Source organism: Actinomadura sp. WMMA1423, from assembly GCF_006547145.1.
Classification (GTDB): domain Bacteria; phylum Actinomycetota; class Actinomycetes; order Streptosporangiales; family Streptosporangiaceae; genus Spirillospora.
In genome coordinates this window covers 1469879-1485439 of record NZ_CP041244.1, presented here as the reverse complement: position 1 = coordinate 1485439, position 15561 = coordinate 1469879, and the positions used below count along the sequence as shown (strand labels likewise).

Genomic DNA, 15561 nt, shown 5'->3' with positions numbered 1-15561 from the left:
TCTGGAGGGTTGACGGCCTCCCCCGCCATGTATGTATCATAAACTCGTTTGTGTATGCCACAAGCTAATTAGTGTATGTTATAAGCGTTAGATGACGCGGCGTCTTGCCATGGTGCAGAAGGTGCGACGTATATGAGCGAAACCGAAAACAGGGCGGGCCGGCGTGAATGGGTCGGCCTCGCCGTCCTGACCCTGCCGTGCCTGCTCATCTCGATGGACATCGGCGTGCTGTTCTTCGCGCTGCCGTTCATCAGCGCGGCGCTGCGGCCCTCCGCCACCCAGCAGCTGTGGATCATGGACGCCTACGGCTTCGTGCTGGCCGGCATGCTGATCACGATGGGCGCGCTGGGCGACCGGATCGGCCGCCGCAGGCTGCTGCTCATCGGGGCGGCCGCGTTCGGGGCGGCCTCGGCGGGGGCCGCCTACGCGGGAAGCGCGGCGATGCTGATCGCCATGCGCGGGGTGCTCGGGCTGGCCGGGTCCACGCTGATGCCCTCCACCCTCGCCCTGATCCGCAACATGTTCCACGACGAGAAGCAGCGCAAGAGCGCCGTCGGCGTCTGGACCGGCGCGTTCACCGGCGGCGTGGTGCTCGGCCCCGTGGTCGGCGGCTTCCTGCTGAACCACTTCTGGTGGGGCTCGGCCTTCCTGATCAACATCCCGGCGATGGCGCTGCTGCTGCTCCTCGGCCCGCTCCTGCTGCCGGAGTACCGGCCGGCCGATCCCGCCCGCTTCGACATGCTCGGCGCGGTGCTGTCGCTGGCGGCGGTGCTCTGCACCATCTACGGGATCAAGAAGCTCGCGGTGGACGGCTACAGCGCGTCGGCGACCGCCGCCCTGCTCGTCGGGCTGGCGCTGGCCGCGGCGTTCGTGCGGCGGCAGCTCGGCCACGAGAACCCGCTGATCGACCTGCGGCTGTTCTCCAGCCCGGTGTTCAGCTCCTCCGTCCTGATCAAGATCGTGGCGACGTTCGCGCTGACCGGGACGAGCCTGTTCACCAACCAGTACCTCCAGCTCGTCCTGGGGATGCGCCCGCTGACCGCCGCCCTGTGGTCGCTCACCGCGTTCCCCGCGCTGATGGTCGCGATGTCGGCCTCGGTGGCGGTGTCGAACAAGGTGCGACCGGGCCCGATCCTGCTGTCCGGGCTGGCCGTCATCGCGGCCGGGCTGGGGGTGGTCACGCAGGTCGACGCCGACTCCCGGCTGTGGGTGGTCCTGGTCGGTGCGGGCGGGCTCGCCGCCGGCGTGATGATCACCGCGCCGATCGTCGCGGACCTGGTGCTGACGGCCGCCTCGACGGAGCAGGCGGGCGCGGCCTCCGCCGTGGCCGAGACGAGCGACGAGTTCGGCAGCGCCCTCGGCCTCGCCGTCCTCGGCAGCATCGGCGCGTCGGTCTACCACCACCGGATGGCCGACATCGCGGTGCCGGGCGCGCCACACGACGCGGTGCGGTCGGCCCGCGGCACGCTCGCCGCGGCCAAGGCGGTCGCGGAGGCCATGCCCGGCGGCGCCGGTTCGGGACTGCTGCGCCAGGCGCGCGAGGCCTTCACCGCCGGCATGAACATCGCGGCGCTCGCCGGGATCCTCGTGGTGGCCGCTCTGGCGGTCGGCGTGAGCGTGCTGCTGCGCCGGGCGCCCGCCGCGGCACCCGTACCGCGGCCCGACGCGGAACCCGCGCGGAAATGAAACACCGCTCGCCCATTCGGGGGCGGCCGGTGGATCCGGGAAATCCAGCCCCTATTCGGGGCTCAATCTTAGGGGTTGTCGGTGATCATTCGTCTGGTTAGTTTGCGAGAGTCCTGGCGGGAACCGGCCGGCAATGCGGACGCCGCCGGGGTGCGCGCCGGACTCGTGCGGCACGTTCGGGAGGTGCGATGACGACCGCCGGCGGCGCTCACCGGCTGCTCGTGCTCGGCGGCGGGACCATGGGCTCGGGGATCGCGGCGCTGGCCCTGGGCCATGGGGTCCCGGTGACCCTGGTCGAGGTCGACGCGGCCCGCCTCGCGGCGGCGTCGGCCGCCGTCCGGACCAAGGTGCGGCACGCCCAGCTCATGGACGCGTTACCCGAGGGCCGGTCCCCGGCGGAGCTGACCGGGGCCACCGAGATCCCCGCTCCCGCCGCCGCGACCGCGGTCATCGAGGCCGTCACCGAGAACGCCGAGGACAAGGCCAAGGCCCTCACCGCCGCCATGGCGGCGGTCCCGCCGGGGACCCCCGTGATCAGCAACACCTCGGGCATCCCGATCGACGAGATGGCGCGGTGGCTGCCCCGGCCCGCGGACCTGGTGGGCGCCCACTTCATGAACCCGCCCTACCTCATCGGGATGACCGAGGTCGCGCGCGGCCCGCAGACCGGCGGGAGGACGCTCGAGGCCGTCCGCGCGCTGCTGGCCGGGCTCGGGCGCACGCCGGTCGTGGTCCGCGACGCACCGGGCTTCGTCACCAGCAGGCTGCTCCACCCGATGATCAACAGCGCGGCGCGGCTGGTCGGCGAGGGGACCGCGACCGCCGAGCAGGTCGACGCGCTCATGCGCGGGTGCCTCGGGCATCCCACGGGACCGCTGCGGACCGCCGACCTGATCGGCCTGGACAACCTCGCGGACTCGCTCGGCGCCCTGTACGAGCGCACCGGGGACCCGGCCTGCCGGCCCTGCGACGTGCTGCTGGACATGGTCCGCCGCGGCGACCTCGGCCGCAAGAGCGGCCGCGGGTTCTTCGACTACCGAGAGGCATCGTGATGACCACGGACCGGATGACCACGGACCGGACGAGCCCGGACCGGACGACCGCGGACCGGACGACAGCGGGAGGGCAGGCCGGCCCCGCGACCGACGAGGACCTCCAGGAGGAGCTCACGCGGTTCCTGGAGACCCGGACGAAGACGACGGTGGCGATCGACTACGACCTGTTCGCCTCCGGGCTCGTGACGTCGATGTTCGCGATGGAGCTGGTCGTCCACCTGGAGCAGCTCTACGGCGTCGTCATCGTGGGCCCCGACCTCAAGCTGGACAACTTCCGGACCATCGAGCGGATGAGCGCGCTCGTCCGGCGTCTGCGTGGCGATGATGACGGCGACGGCTGAGCGCCTGGCCGACGAGTTCGACCGGCTGGTGATGCTCGTCGGCGACCAGACCGAGGAATGGGACCGGGCCGGCTCGATCCCCCGGAACCTGCTGCGCGACCTCGGCTCCCGGGGAATGCTGTGCCCGCAGGTGGACGCGCGGTACGGCGGCATCGGCGCGGGCAGCCTGGACACCGGTGAGGCCACCGCGCGGATCGGCAGCCTGTGCAGCTCCCTGCGCAGCGTCATGACGTCGCAGGGCATGGCCGCCTGGACGATCGGCCGCCTCGCGGACTCCGGGCAGCGGCAGGCGCTGCTGAGCGACCTCGTCCAGGGCAGGCTGGCGGCCATCGGGTTCAGCGAGGCCGGCGCCGGCAGCGACCTGTCGGCCATGACCACCACGATCCGGCGCGAGGACGGCGAGCTCGTGGTGGACGGGGCGAAGGTCTGGGTGACCGCCGCCTGCTACGCGGACTTCCTCGTCATCGTCGGACACCACGAGGACGGCGCCGGCGCCGTCGTCGTCCCGACGACGGCCCCCGGGGTGCGGGTGCGGCGAGTGGGCGACCCGCTCGGCTGCCGCGCCGCCGGGCACGCCGACGTGACGCTCGACTCGGTGCGGCTGCCTCTGGACGCCCTGCTCGGCGGGACGTCCTACTCGCTTCCCATGCTGGTGACCACCGCCCTGGCCTACGGGCGGATGTCGGTCGCCTGGGGGTGCGTCGGCATCCTGCGCGCGTGCCTGCGCGCGACGACCCGGCATGCCGCCAAGCGCCGGCAGTTCGGCAGGCCGCTGGCCGAACACCAGCTGGTGGCGAGGCATCTGGCGGAGCTGTTCGTCGCGGAGCAGGCGGCCACGCGGATCTGCGAGCACGCGAGCCGCTGCTGGGACGCGGGCTCGGCCGACCTCGTCGTGGCCACGATCCTCGCCAAGCACACCGGTGCGAGCCAGGCGGTGAAGGGGGCCGCGTCCGCCGTCCAGGTGCTGGCGTCGGCCGGGGCCCACGACGGGCACGTGGTGGCCCGCGCGTACCGCGACGCGAAACTGATGGAGATCATCGAGGGCAGCAGCGAGATCTGCCAGCTGATCCTCGCCGAGCACGCCGTGGCGACGGGATGACGGGGGAGCGGCCGTGACCGACGAGCCGACGATGGTGAAGTGCCTGGTCTGGGACCTCGACAACACCCTGTGGAAGGGCACCCTGCTGGAGGGCGACGACCTGCGGGTCGCGGACGAGGTCCGGCGCACCGTCCGGACGCTCGACGAGCACGGCGTCCTGCAGTCGGTCGCGAGCAGGAACGAGCACGACGAGGCGTGGGGGAGGCTCGAGGAATTCGGCCTCGCCGAGTACTTCGTGCTCCCGAAGATCGGCTGGGGGCGCAAGTCGGACTCGGTCCGCGCGATCGCCGACGAGCTGAACTTCGCCTACACGACGGTCGCCTTCGTCGACGACCTGCCCTCCGAGCGCGCGGAGGTGGAACTGCGCCTGCCCGACGTGCGCTGCTACCCGGCCGACCTGGCGGGCTCGCTGGCGAGCCTCCCGGAGTTCAAGCCCCGGGCGGTGACCGCGGACTCGCGGCGCCGCCGCCAGATGTACCAGGCGTCCTTCCGGCGCCAGGCCGACCGCGACGCCTTCCCCGGCCCGGACGAGGAGTTCCTCCGCACGCTGGACCTGGTGATGACGATCGGCCGGGCCGGGGAGGAGGACCTGGCGCGGGTGGAGGAGTTGACCCTGCGGACGAGCCAGATGAACGCGACCGGGGTGTACTACTCCGACGCGCGGCTCCGGGACCTCATCGGTGATCCGGGCCATGCGGTCCTCATCGTCACCATGCGCGACAGGTTCGGTCCGCACGGCGCCGTCGGGGTCGTGCTGCTGGAGTTCCACGAGCCGGTCTGGCATCTGAAGCTGATCGCGACGTCCTGCCGGGTGGTCTCCTTCGGTGCGGGGGCGGTTCTGCTCAACTGGCTGGCGGGCGAGGCGCACCGCGCCGGCGTTCACCTGGCGGCCGATTTCCGGCCCACCGGACGCAATCGGATGATGGAGATCGCCTACCGGTTCGCCGGGTACGGGAATGACGGATGCCAATGCCTCGAGTCGCTCGCGGAAGAGCTTCCGGACCCGGAGGTGGACCGGCTCCACCTCGTTCCCGCCCCGCCTCCCGACCCCGGAACGATGACCTTGGTCGCTCCGGATCTCGCCGGGGCCCGCTGACCGGCCATCCGGTTGGAGATCGGTTCCGTATCCCGGTTCTCTGGGATGCGGAACCGATCATTCAGCGCTTCCGGGCGAGCGTTATCCCGTCGGCGAACGGAAGAAGCGAGATATCTACACGTTCATCTTGAAATAGTTGTTTGTTCAATTTTCTGATCGCCTCGGTGTCGGCGTCGCGGGCGGCCGGATCGAGGACCCTGCCGAAGAAGAGGGTGTTGTCGAAGACGATCAGTCCGCCGGCCCGCGCCAGCGTCAGCGACGCCTCGTAATAGGCCGCGTAATTGACCTTGTCGGCGTCAATGAAGACGACGTCGAACGAGCCCGGCCCGCCGGGCTCGGCGGCCAGTTCGGCGAGCAGCGCGGCCGCCTGCCCGATCCTCTGCTCGATGCGGTCGGCCACGCCCGCCCGCTCCCAGAACGGTGCCGCGATCGAGGTCCATCTGTCGCTGATGTCGCAGGTCAGGAGGCGTCCGCCAGGGGCGAGCGCGCGTGCCATGCACAGCGTGCTGTAACCGGTGAAGGTCCCCAGCTCCAGGACCCTCGACGCACCCGCGAGGCCGACGAGGAGCCCGAGGAACTGGCCTTCCTCCGCCATCACCTGGAGGGCCCCGCCCGCGGGGAGTTCGGCGGTGCAATCGCGCAGTTCGCGCAGCAGGGGATCGTCGCGGAGGGAAACGTCCCGGATGTAGGCGAGTAGTTCGCCGGTGCCGGTGAGTTGGTTGGCCATCGGCTCGCATGGGATGTGATGGGGGTCACATCCCGCCTCCCTTCTCGAGGGCTCCCGGGTCCACGGTGCTCATGCGCCGATCCTTGAGGATTTCCAACTGAACCGGAACCCCTATCGCGGCGACTTGCTTGGTCAAGGGGGGGTAGGCCAGATGCGGACAGAGAAGGTCCGACGCCGCTCACTCAACGTCTCAGGATTGCCTGAGGTTGCGGGCATATCCGCCTCACAGCCTCTGCTGTATATACCTTAAAGTGCCTCGATCGCAACTCTCGGTAGTGGTTTTTATGCTTCCCTGTCGAGGATGTCCGCGGTTATCCTGCGTGCCGGGCGGACAGTGGTGTACGAAGCCGCGCTCTGATTGCGATCTTGGCAAGCACGTCGTGGAGGAAACCGGCTGTGATACGACGGGGGCACGGAAAGGCATTAGAGGTCTTAGTCGACCTTTATGAGAGCGCGGTCGCCGGAGACGGCGCGCTGGCTCTCGTCCGTGGGGGCATGGCCAGCGGCAAGACCGAACTCCTGAGGGAGTTCGTGCGCCTGGCGGGGGAGGCCGGCGCCCTCACCTTCAGCGCGACCGGGTCGCTGTCCGAGCGGCCCCTGCGCGGCGGTGTGATCGATCAGCTGCTCTGCAGCGCCGGGCTGGTGCGCGAGGCCGAGGCCTTCGCCGCCGAGGGCGTCCCGAGCGCGCCGGCCGGGGGCGGTCGCCGCGACGGGATCGCGGAGGCGGCCACCATGACCGACTCGCTCGTCCGGGAGGCCTGCGCCCTGTTCCTGGAACGCGCACGCGAGCGGCCGGTGGTGATCTGCGTGGACGACGTCCAGTTCGCCGACAGCGCCTCTCTGCGGTTCCTGCTCCGCCTGCACCAGCGAATCGGCCGGGCGCCGATCACCGTCGTGCTCAACGTCTGGGACCGGCCGAAGCAGACCCTTTCGGCCTTCTGCGCCGAGCTGGCCCGCAGGCCGTACAAGCAGATCCGGCTCGGCGGCCTGCCCCGGGACGCGGTCGCCCGCATGGCCGCCGAGGCCGTGGGGGCCAAGCAGGCGGCGAGGCTCGTCCCCCGCCTGATGGAGCTGAGCGGCGGCAACCCGATGGTGGTCAGGGCCCTCATCGAGGACTACCGCACCGGCGTGTGCGACGAGCGCGGCCTTCCGGTGCCGGGCCCGGAGACGGGCCGCGCGGCGCTGGCGGTGATGCACCGCTGGGAGCCCCAGCTGCTGGAGGTCGCCCGCGTGCTCGCGATCCTGGGCGAGCACGCCGACCCGTCACTTGCGGCCAGGCTGCTGCGGACCAGGGTCGAGTACACGGGCGAGGTCGTCCAGATCCTCACCGCGGCGGGACTGTACGCGGACGGGCGGTTCGCCCACGAGCCCGTCGCCTCGGCGGTGCGCGAGGGCCTCGCCCCCCGGGAGCTGGCCTGGATGCATCTGCGCGCCGCCGAACTGCTGTACCAGCGCGGCGCGCCGGTGATGGCCGTCGCCGACCACCTCGTCTCGGCCGACAGCGCCCCAGGCGGCTGGGCCATGCAGGTCCTGCGCGACGCCGCGGGCGAGGCGATGGCCGCCGACCGGCCCGAACGCGCCGAGGTCTACCTGGAGCTCGCCTTCAGATCGGGCCGGGACGAGGTCGAACGCGTCGCGCTCGTGCAGTCGCTCGCCGAGGTGACCTGGCGGGTCAACCCGTGCGCCTCCGCGGCGTACCTGGCCGTCGCCCGGACCACGGCGCGGCTGGAGCCGCGCACTCCGCGCGAGGCGAGGACGGAGATCCGCAACGGCCTGTGGCGCGGCGACTCCGACGCGGTGGAGCGCGCCCTGAAGCAGCTCGTGGCCGACGAGGCGATGCTCGACCCCCGCACCGCCGCGGAGCTGCGGCTCGGGCTCGCCTGGTACTACGGCCCCTCGGGGGGCCCGGCCCGGGAGGCGATGCACGAGCTCCTCACCCCCTCGGGCGAGCCCTGGACGGTCGTCGCCGACGCGATGGGCTCGCTGTGGTCCCGCGGAGGAAGCAGAGAGGTCGTGGACGGCGCCGGCCACATCCTCCAGAACTGCCCGCTCAGCGACGTCTCCATCGAGGCGCTGGCGACGGCGCTGGTCGCGCTGGCGCACGGGAACGAGACCAGGCTGGCGGCCGAATGGTGCGACCTGCTGATCGCCGAGGCCGAGCGGCGGCGGGGCACCACCTGGCGGGCCTTCCTGAACGCGGTCCGCTCGGAGATCTCCCTCCTGGCGGGCGACCCGTGCGGCGCCTCGCTCCAGGCGACCGCGGCGCTCTCACTGCTGCGCCCCCAGGAGTGGGGCGTCCTGGTCGGCTACCCGATGGCCTGCCTCCTCGAGGCGGACGGCGCGCGCGGAGAGCACGCGTCCGCCGCCGAGAAGCTGCGGTACCTCGTCCCTGACGGGATGTACGCGACCACGGTCGGGGTCCGCTACCTCTTCGCCCGCGCGCGGTACGCGCTGGCCACCGGGTCGCCGCTGGCCGCCCTCGCCGACCTCCACGCCTGCGAGCGGGCGGTGCGGGACAGGCGGCTGGACGTGTCCGCGCTCGCGCCGATCGAGATCGGGATGGCCGAGGCGAAGCTGAGGCTGGGCAGGGCGGAGGAGGCGCGGGACCTCATGTCGCTCTACCTGGACGACTCGCCCCGCACGCGGTTCCGCGGGGTCGCGCTGCGGGTGTTCGCCGAGGCCGGCGATCCCGCCCGCCGGGCGGACCTCCTGCGGGAGTCGGCCGACGAGCTGGAGCGGGTCGGCGACACCCTGGAGCTGGAACGTACTAAGGCCGTGCTCCACCGCCTGCACGGCGAGCCCGGGACCGGGATCGCCCGGCGCTCCGAGCCGGAGCCCGGCGCCGACCCCCTGGAGCACATCCTCAGCGAGGCGGAACGGCGGGTCGCGGTGCTCGCGGCGTCGGGGCACTCCAACCGGGACATCAGCCGCAAACTGTGGATCACCATCAGCACGGTCGAGCAGCACCTCACGCGGGTGTACCGCAAACTCGGCGTGAGCGGCCGCCGCCAGCTCGCCGACATCGTGGAATCCGGGATCGTCATCGCCATCACCGATCTGGTCAGCAACTCCTGAACGCCGGCCCCGGCTTCACCGGCGGCGCCGCCAGAGCGTCACCGTCCTCGCCTTCGCCCCCGAGCAGCCGGGCGGCCTGGGAGCGGAGCAGGCGGATCATCCGGTCGACATGGCCGGGAAGGTGGCGCGTGCGGGCGTGCTCGGCGACGAGGAGGACGCCCGGCCCCTCGGTCTCCAGGCGGGTGATGACGCCGGTGAGCTCGAGCGGGTCGCCGGCGACGCTGTAGTCGGGCAGCAGCGTGACGCCGAGTCCCTCGGCGATCATGATCTTGCCCATCTCGGCGCCCGTCGACGGAGTAGGCGAACGACGGCTCCCGCCCGTCCAGCAGGCGGTGGACGTAGCGGTGCATGAGGTAGCCCGACCGCAGCCGGCGCTGATCCGGGCTCCGGCGCGATGGCGGTCGAGCAGCGTGACGCCGAGCTCGCGCTCGAGGTCGCTGATCGTCTGGCTCAGCGCCGGCCGGGACAGGTGCAGCGCCTCGCTGGCCCGGCGCATGGAGCCGAGGCGCGTGACGGCGGCGACGCATTCCACTGTTCGATCCGCATCGGGCCTCCGGCGGTGACAGGTTTCCTTATCGCCCCGTCGCGAACGCCACATTGACCGGCGGCGGGACGGCACCTCACAATCCTAACTATGTCTGTAGGGAATATCGACAATAGGCCGCCGAAGTTCGCCTGCCGGGTGCCGAACGTCAGCGGCGGCCTGGTCGTGAGCGGGATCGAGCAGCGCACGGACTGGGGCTACGAGTACAACCGCGAACTCGCCGTCCTAGCCGAGGACAGCCAGCTCTGAACCAGGTCCCACGGCCGGCCCTCCGCGAGGCGGGCCGGGAAGAAGGAAGGCACACCGTGACCCTTACGATGCACTGGTTCCTGCCCACCTACGGCGACTCGCGCTTCGTCGCGGGCGGCGGGCACGGGCAGCCCGCCGGAGCCGCGGCCGGCGACCGGCGCGCCTCGATCGGCCACCTGTCGTCGATCGCCCGCGCCGCCGAGGAGTTCGGCTTCACCGGCGCGCTCACCCCCACCGGCGCGTGGTGCGAGGACGCCTGGCTGACGACGGCGATGCTGGCGCGCGAGTCCGAGCGGCTGGCGTTCCTGGTGGCGTTCCGCCCGGGCCTGGTCAGCCCGACGCTCGCCGCGCAGATGGCCGCCACCTTCTCGGCGCACGCGCCCGGACGGCTCTCGCTGAACGTCGTCACCGGCGGCGAGGCCCACGAGCAGCGCGCCTACGGCGACCGCCTGTCCAAGGAGGAGCGGTACGCGCGCTGTGACGAGTTCCTGTCGGTCGTGCGGCGGCTGTGGGACGGGGAGACCGTCACCCACCGCGGCGCGCACCTCGACATCGAGGCGGCACGCCTGCCGACCCTGCCCGATCCCGTGCCGCCGCTGTACTTCGGCGGATCGTCGCCCGCGGCGGGACCGGTCGCGGCCGAGCATGCCGACGTCCACCTGACCTGGGGAGAGCCGGTGGACGCGGTCGTCCGCAAGGTCGAATGGATCCGGGAGCTCGCGGCCGCCCGGGGCCGCGAGCCGCGCTTCGGCGTCCGGCTGCACGTCATCACCCGCGACACCGCCGAGGAGGCATGGCGGCAGGCGGGCCGGCTCGTCGAAGCGCTCGGCGAGGAGACGGTCGCCGCCGCGCAGGCCGTCCTGGCCCGCAGCGAGTCCACCGGGCAGCGGCGCATGCGCGACCTTCACGAGCACGCCCGCGCCGACGGCACGTGGCGCGACCCGCACGCGCTGGAGGCGGCGCCCAACCTGTGGGCAGGGGTCGGCCTCGTCCGCGGCGGCGCGGGGACGGCCCTCGTCGGCTCGCACGCCGAGGTCGCCGACCGGATCGCCGAGTACGCCGACGCCGGCATCGAGGAGTTCGTGCTGTCCGGGTACCCGCACCTGGAGGAGCTGTACTGGTTCGGGGAGGGAGTGCTTCCCTGCCTCGTCCGGCGCGGACTGTTCCACGGCACCGGCACCACCGGCACCGGGCACGGCGCGTTCCTGCCGGAGGAGGTGCCGGCATGACCGCGGTGGAGCCGGAACTGCGCCGCGTCTACGGCGCCTACCCGACGGGCGTCGCGGTGGTGGCGGGGCTCGTGGACGGCCGTCCGGCCGGGATCGCGGCCAGCTCGTTCGTCCCGGTTTCGCTGGATCCGCCACTGGTGTCGGTGTGCGTCGCGCACACCTCGACCACGTGGCCGCGGCTGCGCGCGCTGCCCCGCATCGGCATCAGCGTGCTCGGTGCCCACCAGGAGCACGTCGGCCGGCGCCTCGGCGGCCGCACCGGCGACCGGTTCGCCGGCGTCGAGTGGCGCTCGACCGCCGACGGCTGCGTGCTCGTCGAGGGCGCGGCGGCGTGGTTCGACTGCACCGTCGAGCAGCGGGTCCGGTCAGGCGACCACGACATCGTCGTGTTCCGGGTCCAGGATCTGGACGCGGCTCCCGAGGTGCCCCCGCTGGTCTTCCACGCCAGTGCCTTCCGCAGGCTCGGCTGAGTCGCGGCCCGCCCGACCCGCGCGTCCACATGGTGGACGGCGGGTCGGACCGTCCGTAGAGGGAGCGTCACGGTCCGTCCGCCACGGGGTTCCCGGGGGGTGTGATCTGCGTAACCGTCTGGCCGGGCGGGCCGGAGGACCGAAACCCGCATATTCCCAGGTAAAACGGTAGGTTTTATCGGAAAATGCCTCCCCGGATGACGTCTGCGCAGGTGAAGGCGACTTTTTGGGGGCTTCCCAGGCGGCGCCGCCGAGTGCATGCTGAGGACATGAACGCAGCGATGGTCTTGGTGGCGAGGCGCCACGTCGACCTGCTTCGCGTGTGCAGCGCATCCTGTTGAGCCGCTCTTTCGTGCGCCGCCGCCACTGACCGGCGAACCTCCCCCTCTTTCCCACCGGCCGTCCTCCCGTGCCGGATTCCCGCCGCCTTCCTTCCGTTCCCCTCTTCCGGAGGTGCCGCATGTCCACCGACCTGCTCGACCCGCCCCGCTCGGCGATCCCCGCGGCGGCGCCGCCCGCGGCCGCCGCCCGCTCGGGGACGGTGCTGCTGTCCCTGCTGCGCCGGGCACGCAAGGTCAGCGGCCTGGTCGTCGTCCTCGCGCTGTGGGAGGCCGGCGCCCGCGCGGGCTGGCTGGGCAGCACGACCCCGCCGCCCAGCGACGTCGCCGTCCGCGGCTGGGAGATGGCCTCCTCGGGCGAGCTCTTCCACAACCTCGGGGTCTCGCTGGTCCGGGTCCTGAAGGGCCTGGCGATCGGACTGCCGACGGGCCTCGTCCTCGGCCTGCTCTCCGGGCTGTTCAGGGTGAGCGAGGACGTCATCGACGCGCCGGTCCAGGCGGTCCGGATGCTCCCGCACCTCGCGCTGGTCCCGCTGTTCATCATCTGGTTCGGGATCGGCGAGACGTCCAAGGTCGGCCTGATCGCGGTCGGTGTCGTGTTCCCGCTCTACATCAACGTGTTCCACGGCATCCGGGGCGTGGACGAGCGGCTGGTGGAGTCGGCCCGCACCTGCGGGCTCGGCCGCCTCGGCCTCATCCGGAAGGTCATCCTGCCCGGCGCGCTCCCGCAGATCCTCGTCGGCCTGCGCCTGTCGCTCGGCGTCGCGTGGCTGACGCTCGTCGTCGTGGAGCAGTCCGCGACGGCCAGCGGGATCGGCTTCGTCATCAACCAGGCCACCCAGTTCCTGCAGATGGACACGGTCTTCCTGGTGCTCGTGGTCTACGCGCTGCTCGGCGTGTCGACGGACCTGCTGGTGCGGCTCATCGAGCGGCGGGCCCTGGCATGGCGCAGGGGACTGGTGGCGCGATGACGACGACGGTGGCGAAGGGGGTGCGCGTCCGCGGCCTCAGGCGGGTGTTCGGCGAGCGCACCGTCCTGGACGGCGTGGACCTCGACATAGCGCCCGGCGAGTTCGTCGCGCTGCTCGGCGCGAGCGGCTCCGGGAAGAGCACGCTGCTGCGCGCGCTGGCCGGTCTGGACGGCGAGGGGAGCGGCGAGATCACCGTCCCGGGCAGGCACGCCGTCGTCTACCAGGAGCACCGCCTGCTCCCGTGGAGCCGGGTGTGGGACAACGTCGTGCTCGGCTTGCGGGGGCGCGGCCTCCGCGATCGGGCCGAGGCGGCGCTGGCCGAGGTCGGGCTGACGGCCCGCGCCGACGCGTGGCCGCTCACCCTGTCCGGCGGCGAGTCGCAGCGCGTCGCGCTGGCCCGCGCGCTGGTGCGGACGCCCGACCTGCTCCTGCTCGACGAGCCGTTCGGGGCGCTGGACGCGCTCACCAGGCTCAACGCCCAGGCGCTCGTCGCCGACCTGTGGGCCGAGCACCGGCCCGCGGTCCTGCTGGTCACCCACGACGTCGAGGAGGCGCTCCTGCTCGCCGACCGCGCGCTGCTGCTCGCGGGCGGCCGGATCGAACGGGAGTACGCCGTCGGCCTTCCCCGCCCCCGGTCGCTGGACGATCCGGGGTTCATCGCGCTGCGGCGCGACCTGCTGGACGGGCTCGGAGTACGACCCGTCCGCTCCGCTCGAAAGACCCCCACTGCCAAGGAGGCACCATGACCGACCTGACCGCCGATGTGCTCGTCGCGGGCGGCGGCCCCGCCGGAGCGTGGGCCGCGATCAAGGCGGCCGAGGCCGGCGCGGACGTCGTCCTCGCCGACAAGGGGTACCTCGGGACGAGCGGCGCCACGGCGTCGGCGGGCACCGGCGTCTGGTACGTCGAGCCGGACCCGGAGGCCCGCGAGGCGGCCATGGTTAGCCGCGAGGGCCTGGGCGGCTACCTCGCCGACCGCGGGTGGATGGCCCGCGTCCTCGACCAGACCTACGCGAACATGAACGAGCTGGCCGAGATCTCCAGGTATCCGTTCCCGGTGGACGAGAACGGCCGCCAGATCCGGCGCGGCCTCCAGGGACCGGAGTACATGCGGCGGATGCGCGTGCGGGTCCGCCGCTCGGGGGTGCGGGTCCTCGACCACAGCCCCGTCACCGAGCTGCTCGCGGACGAGGCCGGCGCCGTCGCCGGTGCCGCCGGGTACCGCCTGCGCGACGACAGGCCGTTCCAGGTCAGGTCGGGAGCGGTCGTGCTCGCCACCGGGGGGTGCGCCTTCCTCAGCAAGGCGCTGGGCTGCGACGTCAACACCGGGGACGGCGCGCTGTTCGCGGCGGAGGCGGGCGCCGAACTGTCCGGCATGGAGTTCTCCAACGCCTACGCGATCGCCCCGGCCTTCACCTCCGTGACCAAGACGGCGTTCTACTCGTTCGCCACCTTCTACCACGCGGACGGGACCGTGCTGGAGGGCGCGGGCAGCCAGCGCGGGCGGTCGGTGATCGCCCGGACGCTGCTCAGCGAGCCCGTCCTGTGCCGGATCGACCGGGCCACGCCCGACCAGCAGCGGGCGATGCGCCTCGCGCAGGCGAACTTCTTCCTCCCGTTCGACCGCCAGGGCATCGACCCGTTCACGGACCTGTTCCCCGTCACGCTGCTCGCCGAGGGGACCGTCCGCGGCACCGGCGGCATCCGGATCACCGGCGCCGACTGCTCCACCTCGGTCGCCGGCCTGTACGCGGCGGGCGACGCCGCCACCCGCGAGCTGGTCTGCGGCGGCTTCACCGGCGGCGGCAGCCACAACGCCGCGTGGGCGATGTCGTCGGGCACCTGGGCGGGGCAGGGCGCCGCCCGGCACGCCGCGGGACTGGGCGGGCGCGCCGGGACGCGGACCGTGCACGCCCTCGGCGAGGCGGGCGTCAGGCCGTCGGGCGGCGCGTCCGGCGGCCACGCCGGCTACGTCGCCGCCGTCCAGGGCGAGGTGCTGCCCTACGAGAAGAACCTGCTGCGGCACGGCGACCGCATCGCGCCCGCGCTGGACGTCCTGGACCGGACGTGGCGCGAACTGCGCGGCACGCTCCGCGAGGAGGGCGGCGGGATCGTCCGGGCGCGCTCGGCGGCCGCGATGACCGCGCACGCCCGCTGGATGTACCGGGCCGCTCTCGCCCGCACCGAGACGCGGGGCATGCACAAGCGCCAGGACCTGCCGGGCCAGGACCCGGCCCAGCACCACCGCCTCGTCACCGGCGGCCTCGACGAGGTCTGGACGCGCCCGGAGTCCGCGGCGGTGGCGTCGTGATCGAGATCGTCTCGCGGGAGCGGTGCATCGCCTGCGACAAGTGCGTCGACGTCTGCCCGACGAACGTCTTCGACCGCGGCCCGGACGGCATCCCCGTCATCGCCCGGCAGGGCGACTGCCAGACCTGCTTCATGTGCGAGGCGTACTGCCCGGTGGACGCCCTGTTCGTCGACCCGCGCTCGCACGCGCTGCCCGAGCCGCCCGACGAGGCGGCGCTGGCCGCGGACGGGACGCTCGGCGCCTACCGCGCGCAGATCGGCTGGGGCCGGGGGCGGACCCCCGGCGCCAGGCTCGCGGTCGGCCCGTCCCTCGGCCGGGCGGGCGCGCCCCTCACCTCCTGAGACACCGCAACAGCTAGATCCCCGTGAAA

The 15561-nt window shown here is 72.7% G+C and carries 15 protein-coding genes; 13 read left to right on the top strand and 2 right to left on the bottom strand.

Going from position 1 to position 15561, the window contains the following annotated elements; all coding sequences use genetic code 11:
• Nucleotides 1-132 precede the first annotated feature (132 nt).
• From FKD65_RS07075 to FKD65_RS07050, 5 genes are all read left to right on the top strand, one after another.
• Nucleotides 133-1686, top strand: coding sequence for an MFS transporter (locus FKD65_RS07075; protein WP_141576715.1), 1554 nt, complete (start codon nt 133-135; stop codon nt 1684-1686).
• Between the two features lie 188 nt (nt 1687-1874).
• Nucleotides 1875-2738, top strand: a complete 864-nt coding sequence (locus tag FKD65_RS07070; RefSeq protein WP_141576714.1) for a 3-hydroxyacyl-CoA dehydrogenase family protein — start codon at nt 1875-1877, stop codon at nt 2736-2738.
• Complete coding sequence (locus FKD65_RS44785) at nt 2738-3082, top strand: acyl carrier protein (RefSeq protein ID WP_205718579.1); 345 nt, start codon at nt 2738-2740, stop codon at nt 3080-3082. Before FKD65_RS07070 ends, FKD65_RS44785 begins: the two co-directional genes overlap by 1 nt.
• Nucleotides 3066-4181 (top strand): acyl-CoA dehydrogenase family protein, encoded by a 1116-nt coding sequence (locus tag FKD65_RS07055; protein ID WP_141576713.1) that lies wholly within the window; start codon nt 3066-3068, stop codon nt 4179-4181. Before FKD65_RS44785 ends, FKD65_RS07055 begins: the two co-directional genes overlap by 17 nt.
• A gap of 13 nt (nt 4182-4194) precedes the next feature.
• On the top strand, nt 4195-5277 hold the full coding sequence (locus tag FKD65_RS07050; RefSeq protein ID WP_205718578.1) for an HAD family hydrolase: 1083 nt from the start codon (nt 4195-4197) through the stop codon (nt 5275-5277).
• 61 nt (nt 5278-5338) lie between these two features.
• Here FKD65_RS07050 and FKD65_RS07045 read toward each other — a convergent pair whose 3' ends face one another.
• Entirely contained in the window at nt 5339-6004 is a 666-nt protein-coding gene (locus FKD65_RS07045; protein ID WP_141576712.1) for an O-methyltransferase, read from the bottom strand.
• A 396-nt stretch (nt 6005-6400) separates the two neighbouring features.
• On the opposite strand from FKD65_RS07045, the gene FKD65_RS07040 reads away from it, so the two are divergent.
• Nucleotides 6401-9079: a LuxR family transcriptional regulator gene (locus FKD65_RS07040; RefSeq protein ID WP_168220973.1), complete on the top strand. Its 2679-nt coding sequence runs from the start codon at nt 6401-6403 to the stop codon at nt 9077-9079.
• On the opposite strand, the gene FKD65_RS07035 is transcribed toward FKD65_RS07040, so the two are convergent.
• Nucleotides 9066-9611, bottom strand: coding sequence for a LysR family transcriptional regulator (locus FKD65_RS07035; RefSeq protein ID WP_240810002.1), 546 nt, complete (start codon nt 9609-9611; stop codon nt 9066-9068). The genes FKD65_RS07040 and FKD65_RS07035 overlap by 14 nt on opposite strands.
• Nucleotides 9612-9713: 102 nt before the next feature.
• Here FKD65_RS07035 and FKD65_RS07030 point away from each other — a divergent pair, with 102 nt between their 5' ends.
• The 7 genes from FKD65_RS07030 (at nt 9714) to FKD65_RS07000 (ending at nt 15532) form a co-directional block, all read left to right on the top strand.
• Nucleotides 9714-9872 carry a hypothetical protein gene (locus FKD65_RS07030; RefSeq protein WP_205719015.1) on the top strand — a complete coding sequence of 53 codons (159 nt, stop codon included), beginning with the start codon at nt 9714-9716 and terminating at the stop codon, nt 9870-9872.
• Nucleotides 9873-9928: 56 nt separating this feature from the next.
• On the top strand, nt 9929-11101 hold the full coding sequence (locus FKD65_RS07025) for an LLM class flavin-dependent oxidoreductase (RefSeq protein ID WP_141586491.1): 1173 nt from the start codon (nt 9929-9931) through the stop codon (nt 11099-11101).
• Entirely contained in the window at nt 11098-11571 is a 474-nt protein-coding gene (locus tag FKD65_RS07020; RefSeq protein ID WP_141576710.1) for a flavin reductase family protein, read from the top strand. The genes FKD65_RS07025 and FKD65_RS07020 overlap by 4 nt, the downstream gene beginning before the upstream one ends.
• Nucleotides 11572-12031: 460 nt before the next feature.
• The gene (locus FKD65_RS07015) at nt 12032-12880 is read left to right on the top strand and encodes an ABC transporter permease (RefSeq protein ID WP_240810001.1); all 849 of its coding nucleotides are present in this window, start codon (nt 12032-12034) and stop codon (nt 12878-12880) included.
• Entirely contained in the window at nt 12877-13626 is a 750-nt protein-coding gene (locus FKD65_RS07010; protein WP_205718577.1) for an ABC transporter ATP-binding protein, read from the top strand. The genes FKD65_RS07015 and FKD65_RS07010 overlap by 4 nt, the downstream gene beginning before the upstream one ends.
• Nucleotides 13623-15191, top strand: a complete 1569-nt coding sequence (locus tag FKD65_RS07005; protein ID WP_141576708.1) for an FAD-dependent oxidoreductase — start codon at nt 13623-13625, stop codon at nt 15189-15191. The genes FKD65_RS07010 and FKD65_RS07005 overlap by 4 nt, the downstream gene beginning before the upstream one ends.
• Nucleotides 15188-15532, top strand: coding sequence for a ferredoxin family protein (locus FKD65_RS07000; protein WP_141576707.1), 345 nt, complete (start codon nt 15188-15190; stop codon nt 15530-15532). Before FKD65_RS07005 ends, FKD65_RS07000 begins: the two co-directional genes overlap by 4 nt.
• Nucleotides 15533-15561: the final 29 nt, after the last annotated feature.